The 15,196-nt window shown below is 70.5% G+C and carries 14 protein-coding genes; 7 read left to right on the top strand and 7 right to left on the bottom strand.

Annotation, left to right across the window (positions count from 1 at the left end; genetic code table 11):
- Positions 1-9: 9 nt before the first annotated feature.
- Together HJ588_RS04615 and HJ588_RS04610 are read right to left on the bottom strand one after the other, a co-directional pair.
- Entirely contained in the window at positions 10-705 is a 696-nt protein-coding gene (locus HJ588_RS04615) for a response regulator transcription factor (RefSeq protein ID WP_212755287.1), read from the bottom strand.
- 76 nt (positions 706-781) lie between these two features.
- Complete coding sequence (locus tag HJ588_RS04610) at positions 782-1,243, bottom strand: PPOX class F420-dependent oxidoreductase (protein WP_171152478.1); 462 nt, start codon at positions 1,241-1,243, stop codon at positions 782-784.
- 305 nt (positions 1,244-1,548) lie between these two features.
- On the opposite strand from HJ588_RS04610, the gene HJ588_RS04605 reads away from it, so the two are divergent.
- A complete protein-coding gene (locus HJ588_RS04605) occupies positions 1,549-2,397 on the top strand; it encodes a glycosyltransferase family 2 protein (protein ID WP_171152475.1) in 849 nt (282 codons plus the stop codon).
- Here HJ588_RS04605 and HJ588_RS04600 read toward each other — a convergent pair.
- The gene (locus HJ588_RS04600) at positions 2,354-3,823 is read right to left on the bottom strand and encodes a lipopolysaccharide biosynthesis protein (protein ID WP_171152473.1); all 1,470 of its coding nucleotides are present in this window, start codon (positions 3,821-3,823) and stop codon (positions 2,354-2,356) included. The two genes, HJ588_RS04605 and HJ588_RS04600, sit on opposite strands and share 44 nt — an antisense overlap.
- 82 nt (positions 3,824-3,905) lie before the next feature.
- Between HJ588_RS04600 and HJ588_RS04595 the strand changes: the two genes are divergently transcribed.
- Positions 3,906-5,306, top strand: a complete 1,401-nt coding sequence (locus HJ588_RS04595) for a glycosyltransferase family 2 protein (protein WP_171152470.1) — start codon at positions 3,906-3,908, stop codon at positions 5,304-5,306.
- Positions 5,307-5,363: 57 nt separating this feature from the next.
- Positions 5,364-6,194 carry a glycoside hydrolase family 16 protein gene (locus HJ588_RS04590; protein WP_171152468.1) on the top strand — a complete coding sequence of 277 codons (831 nt, stop codon included), beginning with the start codon at positions 5,364-5,366 and terminating at the stop codon, positions 6,192-6,194.
- A 39-nt stretch (positions 6,195-6,233) separates the two neighbouring features.
- Here HJ588_RS04590 and HJ588_RS04585 read toward each other — a convergent pair whose 3' ends face one another.
- From HJ588_RS04585 to HJ588_RS04575, 3 genes are read right to left on the bottom strand one after another with little or no spacing between them, the layout of a single operon-like run.
- On the bottom strand, positions 6,234-8,384 hold the full coding sequence (locus HJ588_RS04585; protein ID WP_171152466.1) for a hypothetical protein: 2,151 nt from the start codon (positions 8,382-8,384) through the stop codon (positions 6,234-6,236).
- Positions 8,385-8,424: 40 nt separating this feature from the next.
- Positions 8,425-9,459 (bottom strand): glycosyltransferase family 2 protein, encoded by a 1,035-nt coding sequence (locus HJ588_RS04580; protein ID WP_171152463.1) that lies wholly within the window; start codon positions 9,457-9,459, stop codon positions 8,425-8,427.
- Positions 9,456-10,316 carry a glycosyltransferase family 2 protein gene (locus HJ588_RS04575; RefSeq protein ID WP_171152460.1) on the bottom strand — a complete coding sequence of 287 codons (861 nt, stop codon included), beginning with the start codon at positions 10,314-10,316 and terminating at the stop codon, positions 9,456-9,458. Before HJ588_RS04575 ends, HJ588_RS04580 begins: the two co-directional genes overlap by 4 nt.
- A 452-nt stretch (positions 10,317-10,768) precedes the next feature.
- Here HJ588_RS04575 and HJ588_RS04570 point away from each other — a divergent pair, with 452 nt between their 5' ends.
- From HJ588_RS04570 to HJ588_RS04555, 4 genes are read left to right on the top strand one after another with little or no spacing between them, the layout of a single operon-like run.
- Positions 10,769-12,100 carry a class I SAM-dependent methyltransferase gene (locus HJ588_RS04570; RefSeq protein ID WP_212755286.1) on the top strand — a complete coding sequence of 444 codons (1,332 nt, stop codon included), beginning with the start codon at positions 10,769-10,771 and terminating at the stop codon, positions 12,098-12,100.
- Positions 12,097-12,921 carry a glycosyltransferase family protein gene (locus HJ588_RS04565; RefSeq protein ID WP_171152457.1) on the top strand — a complete coding sequence of 275 codons (825 nt, stop codon included), beginning with the start codon at positions 12,097-12,099 and terminating at the stop codon, positions 12,919-12,921. The genes HJ588_RS04570 and HJ588_RS04565 overlap by 4 nt, the downstream gene beginning before the upstream one ends.
- On the top strand, positions 12,918-13,601 hold the full coding sequence (locus HJ588_RS04560) for a PIG-L deacetylase family protein (protein WP_171152454.1): 684 nt from the start codon (positions 12,918-12,920) through the stop codon (positions 13,599-13,601). The genes HJ588_RS04565 and HJ588_RS04560 overlap by 4 nt, the downstream gene beginning before the upstream one ends.
- Positions 13,598-14,650, top strand: a complete 1,053-nt coding sequence (locus HJ588_RS04555) for an NAD-dependent epimerase/dehydratase family protein (RefSeq protein ID WP_171152451.1) — start codon at positions 13,598-13,600, stop codon at positions 14,648-14,650. The genes HJ588_RS04560 and HJ588_RS04555 overlap by 4 nt, the downstream gene beginning before the upstream one ends.
- On the opposite strand, the gene rfbC is transcribed toward HJ588_RS04555, so the two are convergent.
- The gene (gene rfbC, locus HJ588_RS04550; RefSeq protein WP_171152448.1) at positions 14,615-15,163 is read right to left on the bottom strand and encodes a dTDP-4-dehydrorhamnose 3,5-epimerase; all 549 of its coding nucleotides are present in this window, start codon (positions 15,161-15,163) and stop codon (positions 14,615-14,617) included. The genes HJ588_RS04555 and rfbC overlap by 36 nt on opposite strands.
- Positions 15,164-15,196 lie beyond the last annotated feature (33 nt).

Here is a 15,196-nt window from a genome sequence, read left to right as displayed (position 1 = left end):
CGGGTCGCTTCAGCGGCGCTGCAGCGCCGGCTTCGACAGCCGCACCGCGTCCGGCAGCATCCCGTGCTCGACACCCCAGAGCACCGCCTGCGAGCGGGAGCTGACGCCCATCTTGCGGTAGGCGGCGCGGATGTGCGTCTTGACCGAATTGATCGAGATCGCAGCCTGGTCCGCGATCTCCTGGTTGCGCAGCCCCTGGGTGATCAACGCGATCACCTCGGCCTCGCGCGCGGTCAGCCCGTAGGCCTGACCCGGCCAAGACCCGTACTGCTCCATCTCGTCCTGCTCGCTCGCGAGCGGCACGCGCGGGTTGTTGGTCATCACCACGACCTGTCCGCGTGCCACGTCGACCAACGCGTCGGCGAGCAGCTTGCCGCTGAGGCTCTTGGGCAGATAGCCGTGCACGCCCTTCTGCACCGCGATGTCGATCAGCCGGGGGTCGGTGTTCCAGGTGTAGATGACGGCCTTGCCGCACGCCGGGTCGGCGAGCAGCTCGTCGACGTCGCTGCCGTCGACCTGGGTCTGGGAGAAGGTGTCGTAGAGCGTGATGTCGACGGAGGCGTCGCCGTCGACGGTGGCCATCGCCTCGATGACCTCGACGCGGTCGGCATGCGGCTGCAGGAGTGCCGCGAGCCCGACGACCACGAGTTCGTAGTCGTTGCGCAGGGCGACGCGAACCGGTCGCTGCATGTCGGAAGGGAGCATACGAACAAGTGTAGGGCGCGAACCTGCACGTACTCCGCGTTGTCGAGAACCCGCCGCTAACCTGCGCTCCGCGGCTTCAGGCGTGCTCGGGCGGGAAGCCCCCGGTGGCGATCGGCCCCCATCCGGTGATGGTCACCGCGATCAGCGACTTGCCCTGCGTGCGCATCGCCTCGCGATATTCGTCCCAGTCGGGGTGCTCGCCGGAGATGCTGCGGAAGTAGTCGACCAGCGGCTCGACCGCGCCGGGCAGGTCGATCACCTCGGCGTCGCCGTCCAGTTGCACGTAGGCGTCGTCCCAGTCGTCGGACTGGATCAGCAGCGAGACGCGCGGGTCCCGCCGGATGTTGGCCACCTTGGCCCGCTGCGGGTAGGTCGAGATCAGCACCCGGTCGTCCGGGCCCACGCCGCAGGTGACCAGCGACAGCTGCGGCGACCCGTTCCGCTTGTGCGTCACGAGCGTGGCCCGGTGGCGGGTGCGCACGAAGTCGACGAGTGCGTCGCGGTCGACGCGGTCTACGGTCGCGATACGGCGTGGCATGCCGGTCAGACTAGCTCGCGCGCAGTTGTCCGCAGCGCCGCCGACATCGCCGGTGCCGGGTCTGCCATGATGCTGCCGACCACCCGCCGCCACCGTCCGAGGAGCACCGAGCAGGATGCCGCCGCCAGCACCGTGCGTCTGCGGCCATCCCCACCAGGCTCACCAGCATCTCCGGGCCGGCACGGACTGCGCGTTCCGTCAGACCTGCGGGTGCGGGCGTTACCGGCCGACCGCGGGAGGCTCGGTGCTGCAGCGAGTCCGACGCCTCGTCGCGCGCGCCTGACCCGGCTGGATAACCTCCTCCCATGGGGGTGAGGGTGTCGGTCTGCATACCGACCTATCAGGGCGGCCGTTTTCTGGACGAAACGCTGCGGTCGGTGCTCGCGCAGGACGCCGACGATCTCGAGGTCGTGGTGCGCGACAACGCCAGCACCGACGAGACCGCGCAGGTGCTCGCGGCCCATGACGACCCGCGCCTTCGCGTGATCACTGCGGCGGAGACCGTGGACCTGCCGACCAACTGGCGGCTGGCCGTGGAGGCGACGACGGGCGACTACGTGAAGCTGGTCTGCGCCGACGACCTCATCGCGCACGGGGCGATCCGGCGGCAGGCGGCCGTGCTTTCCGCCCGGCCCGAGGTGTCGGTGGTGGCCGCGCGCCGGGCACTCATCGACAGTCAGAGCCGCATCCTGTTGCGGCACATGGGACTACGCGGCCTCCTCGGCGTGCATCCCGGCGGGCGGGTGGCGCGCACGATCGTGCGACGTGGTGGCATCAATCCGATCGGCGAGCCGTGCGGGGTGATGTTCCGCCGCGCCGACTACGACGCGGTCGGCGGCTGGGACGGCAGCCGCGTGCACCCGATGGACGTCGACCTGTGGCTGCGGCTGCTCCGGCGCGGCGACCTCTTCGGTCAGCCCGATGAGCTCGCGGCGTTCCGAACCAGCGAATCCGCCTATTCGACAGCGCATTCCAAGGATCAGTATGCCGAGTACGTCGGCTTCAGCCGCCGCGTCGCGACCGGGTGGCAGGTGCCCCTGCGCGAGCGTGCGGCCGGCGCCGTCATACGCCGGGCGACGTGGGAGGCGTGGCCGCTGCGGCAACGGTCGATCACACCGGGCGATCGGTGGCCGTCCGGGCCGCCGTCACACTGACCGGCGGCTCGGCACGCTGCAGGCGGCGGAGGGCGGCCGCGAACGGCACGAGGCAGAGCATCGCGAAGGCGACCCGGACGACGTCCCAGGTCGTGGTCACCGGCAGCGTCAGGGAAGCCGCGGCCAGCACGGCCGAGACACCCAGGAACACAAGGCAACTCGGCTGTGACGGGATCGCCGGGTGTCTGCGGACCACGGCACGTCGCAGATAGATCGCCTGCACGGCCAGCGCGACGAGGGTGCTGATCGCCGCACCCAGCAACCCGACGGTCGCGAGCAGCACCGCGAGCGCGATCAGCTTCGCCACCACGGCGACGACGGCCGACGCCGCCAGCGGGCGGGACCAGCGCATCGTCACCAGCATCCGCTGGGACGCGCCCATCGCCGCGACCGGGATCGCGCAGAGGCCCACGACGAAGATGATGCGGGTGAGCGCGGGGCGGTCGTAGGTGTCCGGCACCCACACCCGCAGCAGCCCCGGCGCCGCGACCGTGACACCGAGCAGCGCCCAGCCGAGCAGCCAGTAGACGCCGTCGCGCGAGGACGCGATGAGTTGCCACCGCACCTCCGGGTCGGTGATCGCCTTGAGCCTCGGCAGCCACGCCCGGTTGGTGAAGATCAGCATCAGGGTCACCGCGTTGCCGACCACGAAACCCACTTGATATTGCGCCACCTGCGCCGACCCGAACCAGCGCTGCACGACCAGCCGGTCCGCCGTGGTGAGGATGTATTCGGCGAGACTGGTCAACACCAGGGGCAGCCCGAGCCGCAGCGCCTGCCGCGTCACGTGGGGGTCGAAGGCACCCTGCAGCCGGGGACCCACCCACAGCAGACCGCCGAGCAGGGCGAGGGACTGGCCGATCACGCCGCCCGCGACATACGTCGTCGCGTCACGACGCACCAGGAAGATCAGCAACAGTCCGCACAGCTGGCTGCCGACCGTGGAGACGAAGCTCACCGTGGCAAACCGGCGCAGCCGGTCCTCGGCCTGCAGGATGCCGAGCACGAGCAGCACCGATGACCCGGGCGCGACCCAGGCCAGCGCGACCAGCACCAGCGTCAGGTCGCGATCGAACCCGAGGACCGGCGCCCACCAGCGGGCCGTGAGCGCGAGTATGCCGGCGAGCGCGAACGCGAAAACCACACCGGTGGTGAGCAGACCCCGCGCCGGCCGGTCGTCGCCGGCGTCCTCGACGCGACGAATCTCCAGCGCCTGGTCGATCCCGAACACCGAGATCAGCACGAGCAGCTGGTAGAGCGCGAGAGCGGCCGCGACCCGCCCGAACTCCTCCATCGACAGCGCGTGCGCCACGATCGGCGACACCACCGTGGCAGCAAGCAACTGCATCGACCAGACCAGCACATAGATCATGCCGCGGCCGAACAGGCTGGGACCGGTCCCCTGCTCCGGCAGTTCGGTCGTCATTTTCGACCCGCGCACACGATGCTTGACACCCGTCCATTCTATGATCGGCGCGATGACTCATGGGTATTCCGTGCGCGGACCAATGTTCCCGTCCACTGCCGCCGTCACCTGGCCGGGTGCCTCGTGGGTGGGGGCGCTCGACGTCTCCACTGAGGACGCCGACACGTCCCGTCCGCACGGGACGATCCGGCTCACCGGCGCCGACGGTTACGCCCGCGCCCGGCTCCTCGTCGTCGACGACGGCAGACCTCGCGGATTCGTCGCGGCCGACATCGGCCCCGAGGGCACGCTCGACGTCGCCTCGCTGGACGAGCAGGTGCGGGCCCTCCCTCCGGCGGCCGCCCGTCATACCGCTGCGCCGCCGCCGCGACCGCCGTTCAGCGTCGTGCTGTGCACCCGGGAGCGGGCCGCGGCCCTCGACGTCGCGCTGCGGTCGCTGCTGCGACTGGACTACCCCGATTTCGAGATCGTGGTGGTCGACAACGCCCCGGTGACGACCGCGACCGCCGACACCGTCGAGGCCATCGGTGACGCCCGCATCCGGCGCATCGTGGAGCCACGGCCAGGCGTCTCCGCGGCCCGCAACCTCGGGATCGCGCAGGCACGGCACGACTGGATCGCCTTCGTCGACGACGACGTGGTGGTCGACCGGCACTGGCTGTCGGCCCTCGCCGACGCGACGGCGGACACCGACGACGGACGGCCGGTCGGTGCGATCAGCGGCCTGGTCCCGGCCGCCGAGTTGCGCAGCCGCACCCAGGCGTGGTTCGACGACCGGGTGACCTGGAGCAAGACCTTCGAGCCGCGCGTGTTCGATCGGGACCGGCCACCGCACGGCGTGCCGCTCTTCCCGTTCCAGGTCGGGGCCTACGGCACCGGCGCCAACTTCGCCGCCCACCGGTCGGCGATGCTGGACATCGGCGGCTTCGACCGGGCGCTGGGTGCCGGCACCCGCTGCCTCGGCGGCGAGGACATCGACGTGTTCTACCGGCTCGTCGCCCGGGGCCACGTGCTGCGTTACGAGCCAGGGGCGATCATCTGGCACCGGCATCGCGACACCGCACCCGAACTCCGGGCCCAGATGACCGGTTACGGCCGCGGCCTGACCGGCTGGCTCACCAAGCTCGCCCTGTCGCCGGGTGATCTGCGCCGCGGCCTGGCGAGCCTGCACCGCAACCCGGACCGCCCGAAACTGCGCTCGGGCAGGCCGCTCGGCACCCGCGAACCGGACGCGCGGCGCCCCAGGGCGCTGGCCGTCGACGCGACCGCGGGCGGTGCGCAGGCGACCACGCGGGTCGCGACGCAAGACCTAACGCAAAACACGACTTACGACACGGCTCAGGACACGGCGCACGACACGATTCGGGACACGGCGGGGATGGAGCGCATCGAACGACGATCGATGGCCGGCGGACCTGCGGCATACCTCGGGGAGCGGATCCGACTGGTCCGGTCCGGCCCACGCCGGGCCGATGCGGGGTAACCTGTCAGCTGTCAAGATAGCGCCCGCATGCAATCCCTATCCCCGAGGAACCCCGCAATGAGGCCTTACCCCAACCGACGCACAGCGCTCACCCTTGCCGGTCTCGGCACCGCCGGAGCACTCCTGTCCCCCGGCGCCGCCGTTGCCGGCATCCGCCCGTGGACGGCAGCCCGATCCCCGTGGGTGCCGCTGTGGACCGAGGACTTCACGCACAACGTCGCGCGTGGCACGTTCCGCCCCAACCCCGCCGGCCGACTGGTGTCGGCCGAGACGGCGCCCTACGCCGAACGGCTGATCGCCTACCCGGACGGCTGGCGGGCCACCAATGGCGTCGGCATCTACGCACCGTCCCGCTCCGTCAGCGTCGACTCCGGCGCCCTGACCATCCGCTGCTTCACCGACGCGACCACCGGCGAGCCCGTCTCGGGCGCGGTCGGCACGACCGGCTCCAGCACCTACGGCCGGTGGGCCTGGCGGATGCGTGGCCTGACCACCAGCCCCGGCTGGAACTGCGTCTGCCTGCTCTGGCCGGTCGACGACGCGTCGTGGCCGCGATCGGGCGAGATCGACTGGCCCGAGAGCGATCTGAGCGAACAGGTCAAGGGGTTCTACCACCCCGCCGGCGGGCGGGCGCCCACGGAATACGTCATCGACGGCACCGGCTCGTGGGCGGACTGGAACGACTACGTGCTCGAGTGGACACCCACGTCGGTGCGATACGGCTTCAACGGCCGCATCGTGTTCAGCACCTCCACCAACATCCCGAACCAGCCGATGCGGTGGGTCGTGCAGACCGGCGAACCGCCCTACAAGCCGGCCAAGCGAGCGCCCGGAGCGACAGCGATGGTCCAGATCTCGAACCTGAGCACCTGGGCCTACCGCGGCTGAGCGCGGCCGCTGCTCTCGGTGGGTCGGCTGATCAGTCGGTCAGCCGACCCACCGATAGAGCGCCGCGGAGTCCGATCGATCGACCAGCTGCCAGCCGGGTGCGTCGGCCATCGCCGCCCACATGCGGCGGTAGTCGACGTAGGACTGGTTGCGGTAACGCTCGCCGGCGGCTCCGATCTCGACCGAGAAGATCACGTAGTGGCCGCGCGCCGACACGGTCAGCAACTTGTCGGTCCAGGCGCGGATGTCGGCCTGCGGGTCGTAGGCGCTGCCGGTGGTCGTGGCAAACCCGTTGACGCCCTTGCCGGCGAGGTCGTCCCGGCTCAGGTATTGGAAGTCCGCATAGCGCGCGCTCTGCCGGCCGGGAGTCACCCGTCCGGTGCCCGACGAGAAGAGCACGGCGTTCGGCGCGGCATTGCGTTCGAAATAACCGGCCACCTCGATCGTGCCCGGCCGCATCGCCCGCGCCCAGTCCATGGCGCTCTGCCCGAGCACATTGATCGCGAGCAGCACCGCGGCCCCGGTCATCGCGGCGACGACGCTGACCGTCGCCACCCGCACGCTGCGGGTCGCGGCGTGGCCACCGGTCGGCGCACCCACCCGCACCGTCGCGGTCACCGCGAGGATGCTGAGCCACGGCAGCGCGAACAGCACCACCCGGAAGATGCCCTCGGCCCCGTAGTCGGTCGCCGCGGCGACGCCGGCCGGACTCATCGCGGCGGCGACGAGCAGCCACGCCTCGCGCGAATGCCGCCATCGCACCAGGGCGACCAGCGCCCCGATGCCGATCAGCAGGACACCGAACGACGGCACCTCGAAGGTGAGGTCGGTGACCCGCTGCGGCGGCAGCACGGGCGTGCCGTGATCGGGCGGCGACAGGTTGCTGAAGACGTCGCCGAAGGTGGACAGGCTCACGTAGTTGCCGAGCACGCTGCGGTTGAGCAGCGCCCAGACCACCGCGACGCCGAACAACGCCAGCGGCGTCCACCACGGCCGGATCGCCCGCCCCACCACGAGCACGGCGAGCAGGCACACCAGCATGTATGGCGTCAGCTGATGACTCACGATGACCGCGACGCTCACCCCGGCGAGCGCGATCCACCGGGCCGTCGCCCGGGCGCGGCTCTCGGGCCCGTGCAGCAGCAGGATCGGGATGGTGAGGGCCGGCGCGAAGACGTAGGTCTGCGGCGAGAAGTAGGCGATGTTCAGACTGTCGGCCAGGGTGAACAGGCCTGCCGCGAGCCAGGCCCGGCGGGTGTCGACGAACTTGCCGGCGAGCACCCGGACCGCGAGCACCTCGGCGAGGCTGCCGAAGATGGGCCACCAGGTCGCCAGCTGGAACCAGTCGCCGATGCCGGAGCCGGTCCACGCCTGGGCTCCGAAGAAACCCACCCAGGCCTGGTAGATGTCCAGGTTGGGATCGGCCCGGCCGCCCGTGGTGATGAACTCGATGACGCCGATGTGACCGGCCGCGGCCGTCACCACCGGGGTGCGGTAGGCGATCGCCTGCGCGAGCACGACGATGATCGACGCGGTGAGGACCGGCAGGGCCATGCCCGACCGGCGCCATACGGCATAGCCGAACGCCACCACCAGGCAGGCCATCCCCGCCCACCAGGCCGGCCCGACCACACCGATCAGCCCCGCCCGCGGGGCGGTCACCCCTGACGGCGTGCCGGCCGCGACCAGCGCGATCCCGGCCGCGCACACCATGGAGACGACGGCGACCGGCGTGACGCCGCGCTCACGCGCGAGCCGCCCGAGCCGCGCGCCCCGGCCGGCGAGCCGCGACGAGACCGCGACGAAGGACACGAAGCACACGGCAACGGTGAGCGCCTGCACCGGCACAGGCTCCCACCAGCCGCCGCGGGCCATGACGAGCCCGACCAGGATGTTGAAGACCGCAGAGCCGACCACCGTGTAGAGCGCGAAACCGACTCGCGTCAATGACGGCACCCAGACGCAGAGGGCCGCGCCGGGCAGCAGTTGCAGGCAGATCCAGCACCAGACTGCCGCGGGACCGTCGGCTCCGGCGAGCACGAGCGCCGCGAGGGCGAGCACCGCCACCGCACCGGCCACCCCGACGAGGAGTTGCTGGCTCGCGGTCAGCGGCGCGGACTCCTCGTGGGAGCGCAACGGCTGCAACTGCCGCCAGCGATCACGCCGGGAGGTGGGCTGCGGGGGTAGCACCCCGAAATATTGTCTGACTTCGGTCGCAACCGACATGGATTCAGGCGGGAATGTGGGTGCGTTCGGGGGTCGGTGCGACGGCCGGGGCGGCGCGCAGCGGTCGCACGGAGCTCACCAGCCCGCGCAGATAACCGATCGTCGTCGCCGCGAGCACGGCGACGACCGCGACGGCGCCCGCGAAACCGCTCGGTCCCACCTGCCCGAGTTGGCGTATGACGGCTCGCGGCAACACCTTCGCCACGTAGCCGCGCTCAGTGGACAGCGCGTCGTCCGGCCCGGCGATCCGCGAGATCGCGGCCTTGGAGAGACCCTCGGCATACCCACGCCGCAGGAGGTAGCGCCAGGTCAGGCGGTCGTCGCTGACCCGGTGGCGCACCCGCGCCGCCGGCTCGTAGATGAACTGCCCGCCGGGCACGCGCCGCCGGACCCGGATGCAGAGTTCGGTCTCCTCACCGCCGAGCGGGGTGCGTCCGACGCGGCCGAGGTCCTCGCTGAAGCCGCCGACCTGCCCGAAGGCGACCGCCCGGATCGACATGTTGCAGCCCATCAGGTTGCGCAGCGGCGCCGCCGCGACCGGCAGGCCGGCATAGGAGCAGCCGACGACCCAGTCGAGTTCGCCGAGCCCACCGGTGGCGGCGGGCAGGGTGTACGGGCGGGAGTGCCCGTCCGGCCAGAGCGGCTCGGCGAGACCGCCGACGCCCATCACGTCCGGATCGGCGTAGTGGGTGAGCAACGACTCCAGCCAGTCCGGCTGCGCGGTCGCGTCGTCGTCGAGGAAGGCCAGGATGTCGCCGGTGGCTGCCGCGACACCGGTGTTGCGGGCGCCCGACAGGCCCTGGCGGTGCTGGTTGGGCAGCACCCGGATGTAGTCGTCGGGCACCGAGGTGAACTCGTGGTGAGCGCGCTCCAGCAGCTCGGGATTGTGGTCGATCACCAGCAGCACCTCGGTGGGAGGGTGCGTCTGACCGAGCGCTGAGTTGACCGCCGATCGCAAGTCTTCCCAACGCTTTTCGGTGTAGGCGCAGATGACCACCGAGACGGACGTCGCGAGCGCTGAGCCGTCCGTCGTGCTCATGCGCTCAGCTCGGCCTCGGGATCCACGGGGATCACGCCACGGGCCGGCGCGGACTCACGGGAGGTGTGCCGCGCCGCGTCGACGTCGGTCGGGAACGCCTTGACCGCGGGCTGGCGCAGCCGCTCGGCCACGATCGTGCGCAACACCCGCACGCCGTCGGAGACGGCGTTGAGGTTGCTCGCGCCGTGCAGCCGCAGCCGCTCCACGCTCGGCACCTCGGCGATGCGGACGCCCGCCTGCAGCATGCGGCAGGTGATCAACGTCTCGATCTCGAACCCGTCACCCCAGAGCATCTGGCCCTTGGGCGGCGCCGGAATGTCCGGATCCGGCAGGCTGAGCTTGGGCACGAGCGAGGTCCAGAAGGCGTTGTAGCCGTAGCACAGGTCGGTGAAGCGACTGCCGAACGCGGCGCTGACCAGCAGGTGCAGCCCGGCGTTGCCGGCCCGGCGGAAGCGCGTGATGTCCTCACTCCCGCCACCCTCGATGAAGCGACTTCCCTTGGCGAAGTCGGCGCCGTCGCGCAACGCCTGGACGAAGTGCGGAATCTCGGCCGGGTCGGCAGAGCCGTCGGCGTCGAACATCACGATGATGTCGCCGGTCGCGGCGGCAAAGCCGCACGCCAGTGCGTTGCCCTTGCCGCGCCGGGTCTGGGTGAGCACCCGGATGTCCGGCATCACCTCACGGGCGGCCTCGACGGTCCCGTCGATCGACCCGGCGTCCACCAGGATCACCTCGTCGACCGGGGGCAGGGTCGGCAGCACCACCCGCAGATTGGCGGCTTCGTTCATGGCCGGGATCACCACGGTGACCCGCGCATCGGCGCGGTCGGCAATCCGGTCGGTCAAGTCCTCAGGCATCAAATCCCCTCAACTGCGGGCCCCGCAGTGGCCCGTTCCTACCTCGGCAGAGGTAATTGAAATGTGCATATTCATACGAGCGTCCAAACCCCCTGAATCCTCCTTGGGTATGTCGATCCCCCGCGGCATGCGGCTTAGAACGATACTCTTCTTAGGACAGGCGTCAAGTTGAGATGGACAGATCCTGTCCATCTGTCCAAAATGGTGGACAGTGCGCCGAGGCGGCGAGTAGAACCGTGTAATATCAACGATCTTGGGGGAAGTCCGTCGATGGCCGGAGGATGACGGGAGGGAGGACCGGTCGTGCCCGTCACACGACCTCGCACCACCGCGTGATGCTCAGATGAGCGCATTTGCCGACCCGCATTCACTGGAACAGTCGTTCAATGTGGCGGTGTCGAAAGCCGCGATAACCGCCCGCATTCAGCATTTTCGGGAGTCGAAAATTATAGATGGATAATACATACATTCGTTGTCGCGTCTGCGGCAGCACCGCCCTGCGTGGGGTCCTCGACCTCGGCGCGACGCCGCCCTGTGAGTCCTTCCTCACCCGCGAGCGGCTCGACGCCCCGGAGCCGACCTACCCGCTGCACCTGCGGCTGTGCGACGACTGCCTGCTGCTCCAGCTGCCGCCGCTGATCGCGCCGGAGGAGACGTTCGTCGACTACGCGTACTTCTCGTCATACTCCGACTCCTGGGTGGAGCACGCGCGGCAGTTGGTCGACGGCGCGGTCGAGCGTCTTCGCCTGCGGGACGGCGACCTGATCGTCGAGGTGGCCTCCAACGACGGCTACCTGCTGCAGCACGTGCCGGCCGGGATCCGGCGCCTCGGCATCGAGCCCTCGATCAACGTCGGCGAGGCGGCCCGCGAGAAGGGTGTGCCCACTCTCACCGCCTTCCTCGACGAGATCGTGGCGGCCGCCGTGCGCGCCGAGCACGGCCCTGCGCAGCTCGTGGTCGCCAACAACGTCTACGCGCACATCCCGGACGTGGTCGGGTTCACCCGGTCGCTGCGCCGGCTGGTCGCCGACGACGGCCAGGTGTGCATCGAGGTGCACCACGCCCTCAACCTGGTGCGGCACGCGCAGTTCGACACGATCTATCACGAGCATTTCCAGTACTACACGCTGTTGTCCGCGATCCGTGCGCTCGCCACCGGGGACCTGCAGGTGGTCGACGCCGAGCTGCTGCGGACCCACGGCGGGTCGCTGCGGATCTGGGCCGCGCCGACGGCGACCGCCGGGCCGGCCACGCCCGAGGTCGAGCGGATCCTCGGCATCGAACGCGACGCCGGGTTGCACTCCCCCGACGGGTATGACGATCTCGCGCCCCGCACCGAGCGCCTGCGCCAGGACCTCCTGCGCTTCCTGCTCGAGGCCCGCGCCACGGGCCTGCGGGTGGCCGGGTACGGCGCGCCGGGCAAGGGCAACACCCTGCTCAACTACTGCGGCATCCGATCCGACCTGCTGGCCTACACCGTCGACCGAAACCCTTACAAACACGGCAGATTCACCCCGGGCGTGCGCATCCCGATCGAGCCGACCGAACATCTCGACGCGGACCGCCCCGACCTGGTGCTGGTGCTGCCGTGGAACCTCCGCGACGAGCTGAGCGCCCAGCTCGCGCACGTGGCGACGTGGGGCGGCAAGTTGGTCTTCCCGTTGCCCGAGGTCACCGTCGTCGATCCGGCGGAGCACGCAGCCCGGCCCGACGGATCTGCCCAACCTGTCACACCTGTTCAACCTGTCCACCCTGTCGAGCCGGCCCAGGAGGTCTCGTCATGAAGGTAGTGCTGTTCTGCGGGGGCTACGGCATGCGCATGCGCAGCAGTGCCGACGACGTCCTCACCAAGCCGATGCACCTGGTCGGCCCGCGCCCGATCATGTGGCACGTCATGCGCTACTACGCGCACTACGGCCACAAGGAGTTCATCCTCTGCCTGGGCTACGGCGCCACGCAGATCAAGGACCACTTCCTGCACTACGACGAGACCGCGTCCAACGACTTCGTGCTGCAGGGCGGGGACGTCGAGCTGCTGTCCCACGACATCGCCGACTGGAAGATCACCTTCGTCGACACCGGCCTGGACTCACCGATCGGCGAGCGCCTGCGCCGGGTGCGCGAGCACCTCGGCGACGACGAGATGTTCCTCGCCAACTACGCCGACGTGCTCACCGACGCGCCGCTCGACCGCATGATCGAGGAGTTCGCGGCATCGGACAACGCCGCCTCCCTGATGGCCGTGCCACCCCAATCCTCCTTCCACGTCGTGAGATTCGACGACGGCCACCAGGTCAGCGAGGTCGACCAGGTGGGCCGGATGGCGATCTGGGAGAACGGCGGCTACTTCGTGCTGCGCCCCGAGGTGTTCGACTACCTGCCGGAGAACGGCGACCTGGTGGAGGACGTCTGCGTCAAGCTGGCCGGCGAGGGCCGGCTGATGGCCTACCCCTACAGCGGGTTCTGGAAGCCGGCCGACACCTTCAAGGAGCGCGCCCAGCTCGACGCGGAGTGGGAGCGTGGCGACGCCCCCTGGGCGGTATGGCGGGACGGCTCGCCGCAGGTCGCCCACGCGGGTGGCCCCGTGACCCCAATTACCCCATGAACCCACTCCATCCCGGCCTGCTCCAGGAGGTCGCGGTGCTCGGCGCACACTGCGACGACATCGCGATCGGCTGCGGCGCGACGCTGCAGCTGATCTGTCGCGCGCGTCCGGGCCTCACCGTGCGGGCGCTCGTGCTCACCGGTGGCAGCTCGGTGCGGGCCGACGAGGAGCACGCTGCGCTGAGCGCGCTGTGCGGGCCCGCGTCGGTGCACCTCACCGTGCTCGACCTGCCTGACGGACGCGTGCCCGAGCACTTCGCCGAGGCGAAGGACGCCGTGGCAGGGCTACGCGACGACAGCGACGTCGATCTCGTCCTCGCGCCCCATGCGGGCGACGCACACCAGGACCACCGGTTGCTCGGCGAGATCACCCCGACGATCTTCCGCGACCATCCGGTGCTCGGCTACGAGGTGCTGAAGTGGGAGAGCGACCTGCCGCGCACGACGCTCTACCAGCCGCTGTCCGCGGCCGACATCGACGACAAGCTGCAGGTGCTGCGCACTTGCTACCCGAGCCAGGCCGGTCACGACTGGTTCGACGACGAGGCCTTCCGCGGGCTCGCCCGGCTGCGCGGGGTGCAGTGCCGCGCGCCATACGCCGAGGGGTTCGTCACCGACAAGCTCACGCTCGATCTCAGCAGCCCTTCACGTGGGCGCGACCAGGAGGGGGAATCACGTTGAAAACATTGCTCACCGGACACCAGGGATATCTCGGCACGGTCATGGCTCCGCTGCTGGCGGCCGCCGGGCACGAGGTCGTCGGGCTGGACACCGGCCTCTTCGCGGACTGCGTGCTGGGGCCGCCGCCGCAGGACACCCCGACCCTCGCCATCGACCTGCGCGACGTGACCGCGGCCGACCTCGCGGGCTTCGACGCGGTCATCCACCTGGCCGCGCTGTCCAACGACCCGCTCGGCTCGGTCGACCCGCAGACCACCTTCGACATCAACCACCACGCGTCCGTGCGGCTGGCGCGGGCCGCCAAGGAGGCGGGGGTGCGCAGGTTCCTCTACGCCTCCACCTGCTCGGTCTACGGCGCCGCCGGCGACGACGCCGTCACCGAGGACGCGCCGATGCGGCCGGTCACCCCCTACGCCGAGTCGAAGGTGCGCGTCGAGAGCGACGTGCACGACCTCGCCGATGCTGACTTCTCACCCGTATTCCTGCGCAACGCAACGGCTTTCGGTTTCTCCCCACGCCTGCGCGCAGACATCGTGCTCAACAACCTGGTCGGGCACGCCGTGCTCACCGGGTCGGTCCGGGTGCTGTCGGACGGCACGCCGTGGCGGCCGCTGGTGCACGCCCAGGACATCGCCGAAGCCTTCAACCGGTGCCTCACCGCTCCCGGCGACGCCGTCCATGCCAGGGCGTTCAACGTCGGCACCGAGGCCAACAACCTCACCGTCGCCCAGATCGCGGCCACCGTCCTCGACGCGGTGCCCGGCTCGCAGCTCGAGATCACCGGCGAGACCGGGGCCGACCCGCGTTCCTACCGCGTCGACTTCCATGCGATCCGGGCCGCACTGCCCGGCTACGACGCGCGGTGGAGCGTCGCCGACGGCGCGGTGGAGCTGGCCGACGCCTACCGCGCCGTGCCGCTCACCACGACCGGTTTCGAGCAGACCTTCGTCCGCCTCGCGACGCTGCGCCGGCGGCAGGAAGCCGGCGAGCTCGGGCCGACGTTCCGGCCGCTGTCAGACTCCGAGCTGACTGCGCAGGTCGGCGAATGACATTGCGGCGCGGTCTCTTTCGCTCAGCTGAGCAACTGGAAGGGGCCAGTCGATCGCGAGTTCCGGGTCGTCATAGCGCACCCCGAGGTCCTCGGACGGATCGTGCGGGCGGTCGATGCGATAGCACACGTCGGCGGTCTCGGACAGCACCTGGAAGCCGTGCAGCAGACCGGCCGGCACGTAGACATGGGCGAAGTCGACGTCGTCCAGCCGGACGGTGAGCACCGTGCCGAACGTCTCCGATCCGGGCCGGACGTCGACCAGCACGTCGAGCACCGCGCCGTGCGCGCAGCGGACCAGCTTCGACTCGCCGCGCCCGGCGCGCCCGTGCAGCCCACGCACCGCACCGCGGGACGACCGCGACTGCGAATCCTGCACGAACCCGGTCGCGTCCAGCCCGTGCGCGGCCGCGATGTCGGCGTCGAAGGTGCGGGTGAAGAAGCCCCGGTCGTCGCGATGCGGCTGCGGCCGGAAGACCAGCACTCCGGGGATGGGCGCCTGCTCGATGTCCATGCCGCCATGGTGTCGTGCCCGGTCCCGGCATAC

Origin of the sequence: Flexivirga aerilata (assembly GCF_013002715.1) — a bacterium.
GTDB classification, from domain to species: Bacteria; Actinomycetota; Actinomycetes; order Actinomycetales; family Dermatophilaceae; genus Flexivirga; species Flexivirga aerilata.
The sequence above is the reverse complement of the archived record's forward strand: the minus strand, read 5'-3'. Positions and strand labels throughout refer to the sequence as shown.

What these genes read in the sequence shown, in the direction of transcription:
- HJ588_RS04615 (WP_212755287.1), bottom strand. Translation starts at nt 705, where the DNA reads ATGCTCCCTTCCGACATGCAGCGACCGGTTCGCGTCGCCCTGCGCAAC.
- HJ588_RS04610 (WP_171152478.1), bottom strand. Translation starts at nt 1,243, where the DNA reads ATGCCACGCCGTATCGCGACCGTAGACCGCGTCGACCGCGACGCACTC.
- HJ588_RS04605 (WP_171152475.1), top strand. Translation starts at nt 1,549, where the DNA reads ATGGGGGTGAGGGTGTCGGTCTGCATACCGACCTATCAGGGCGGCCGT.
- HJ588_RS04600 (WP_171152473.1), bottom strand. Translation starts at nt 3,823, where the DNA reads ATGACGACCGAACTGCCGGAGCAGGGGACCGGTCCCAGCCTGTTCGGC.
- HJ588_RS04595 (WP_171152470.1), top strand. Translation starts at nt 3,906, where the DNA reads ATGTTCCCGTCCACTGCCGCCGTCACCTGGCCGGGTGCCTCGTGGGTG.
- HJ588_RS04590 (WP_171152468.1), top strand. Translation starts at nt 5,364, where the DNA reads ATGAGGCCTTACCCCAACCGACGCACAGCGCTCACCCTTGCCGGTCTC.
- HJ588_RS04580 (WP_171152463.1), bottom strand. Translation starts at nt 9,459, where the DNA reads ATGAGCACGACGGACGGCTCAGCGCTCGCGACGTCCGTCTCGGTGGTC.
- HJ588_RS04575 (WP_171152460.1), bottom strand. Translation starts at nt 10,316, where the DNA reads ATGCCTGAGGACTTGACCGACCGGATTGCCGACCGCGCCGATGCGCGG.
- HJ588_RS04570 (WP_212755286.1), top strand. Translation starts at nt 10,769, where the DNA reads ATGGATAATACATACATTCGTTGTCGCGTCTGCGGCAGCACCGCCCTG.
- HJ588_RS04565 (WP_171152457.1), top strand. Translation starts at nt 12,097, where the DNA reads ATGAAGGTAGTGCTGTTCTGCGGGGGCTACGGCATGCGCATGCGCAGC.
- HJ588_RS04560 (WP_171152454.1), top strand. Translation starts at nt 12,918, where the DNA reads ATGAACCCACTCCATCCCGGCCTGCTCCAGGAGGTCGCGGTGCTCGGC.
- rfbC (WP_171152448.1), bottom strand. Translation starts at nt 15,163, where the DNA reads ATGGACATCGAGCAGGCGCCCATCCCCGGAGTGCTGGTCTTCCGGCCG.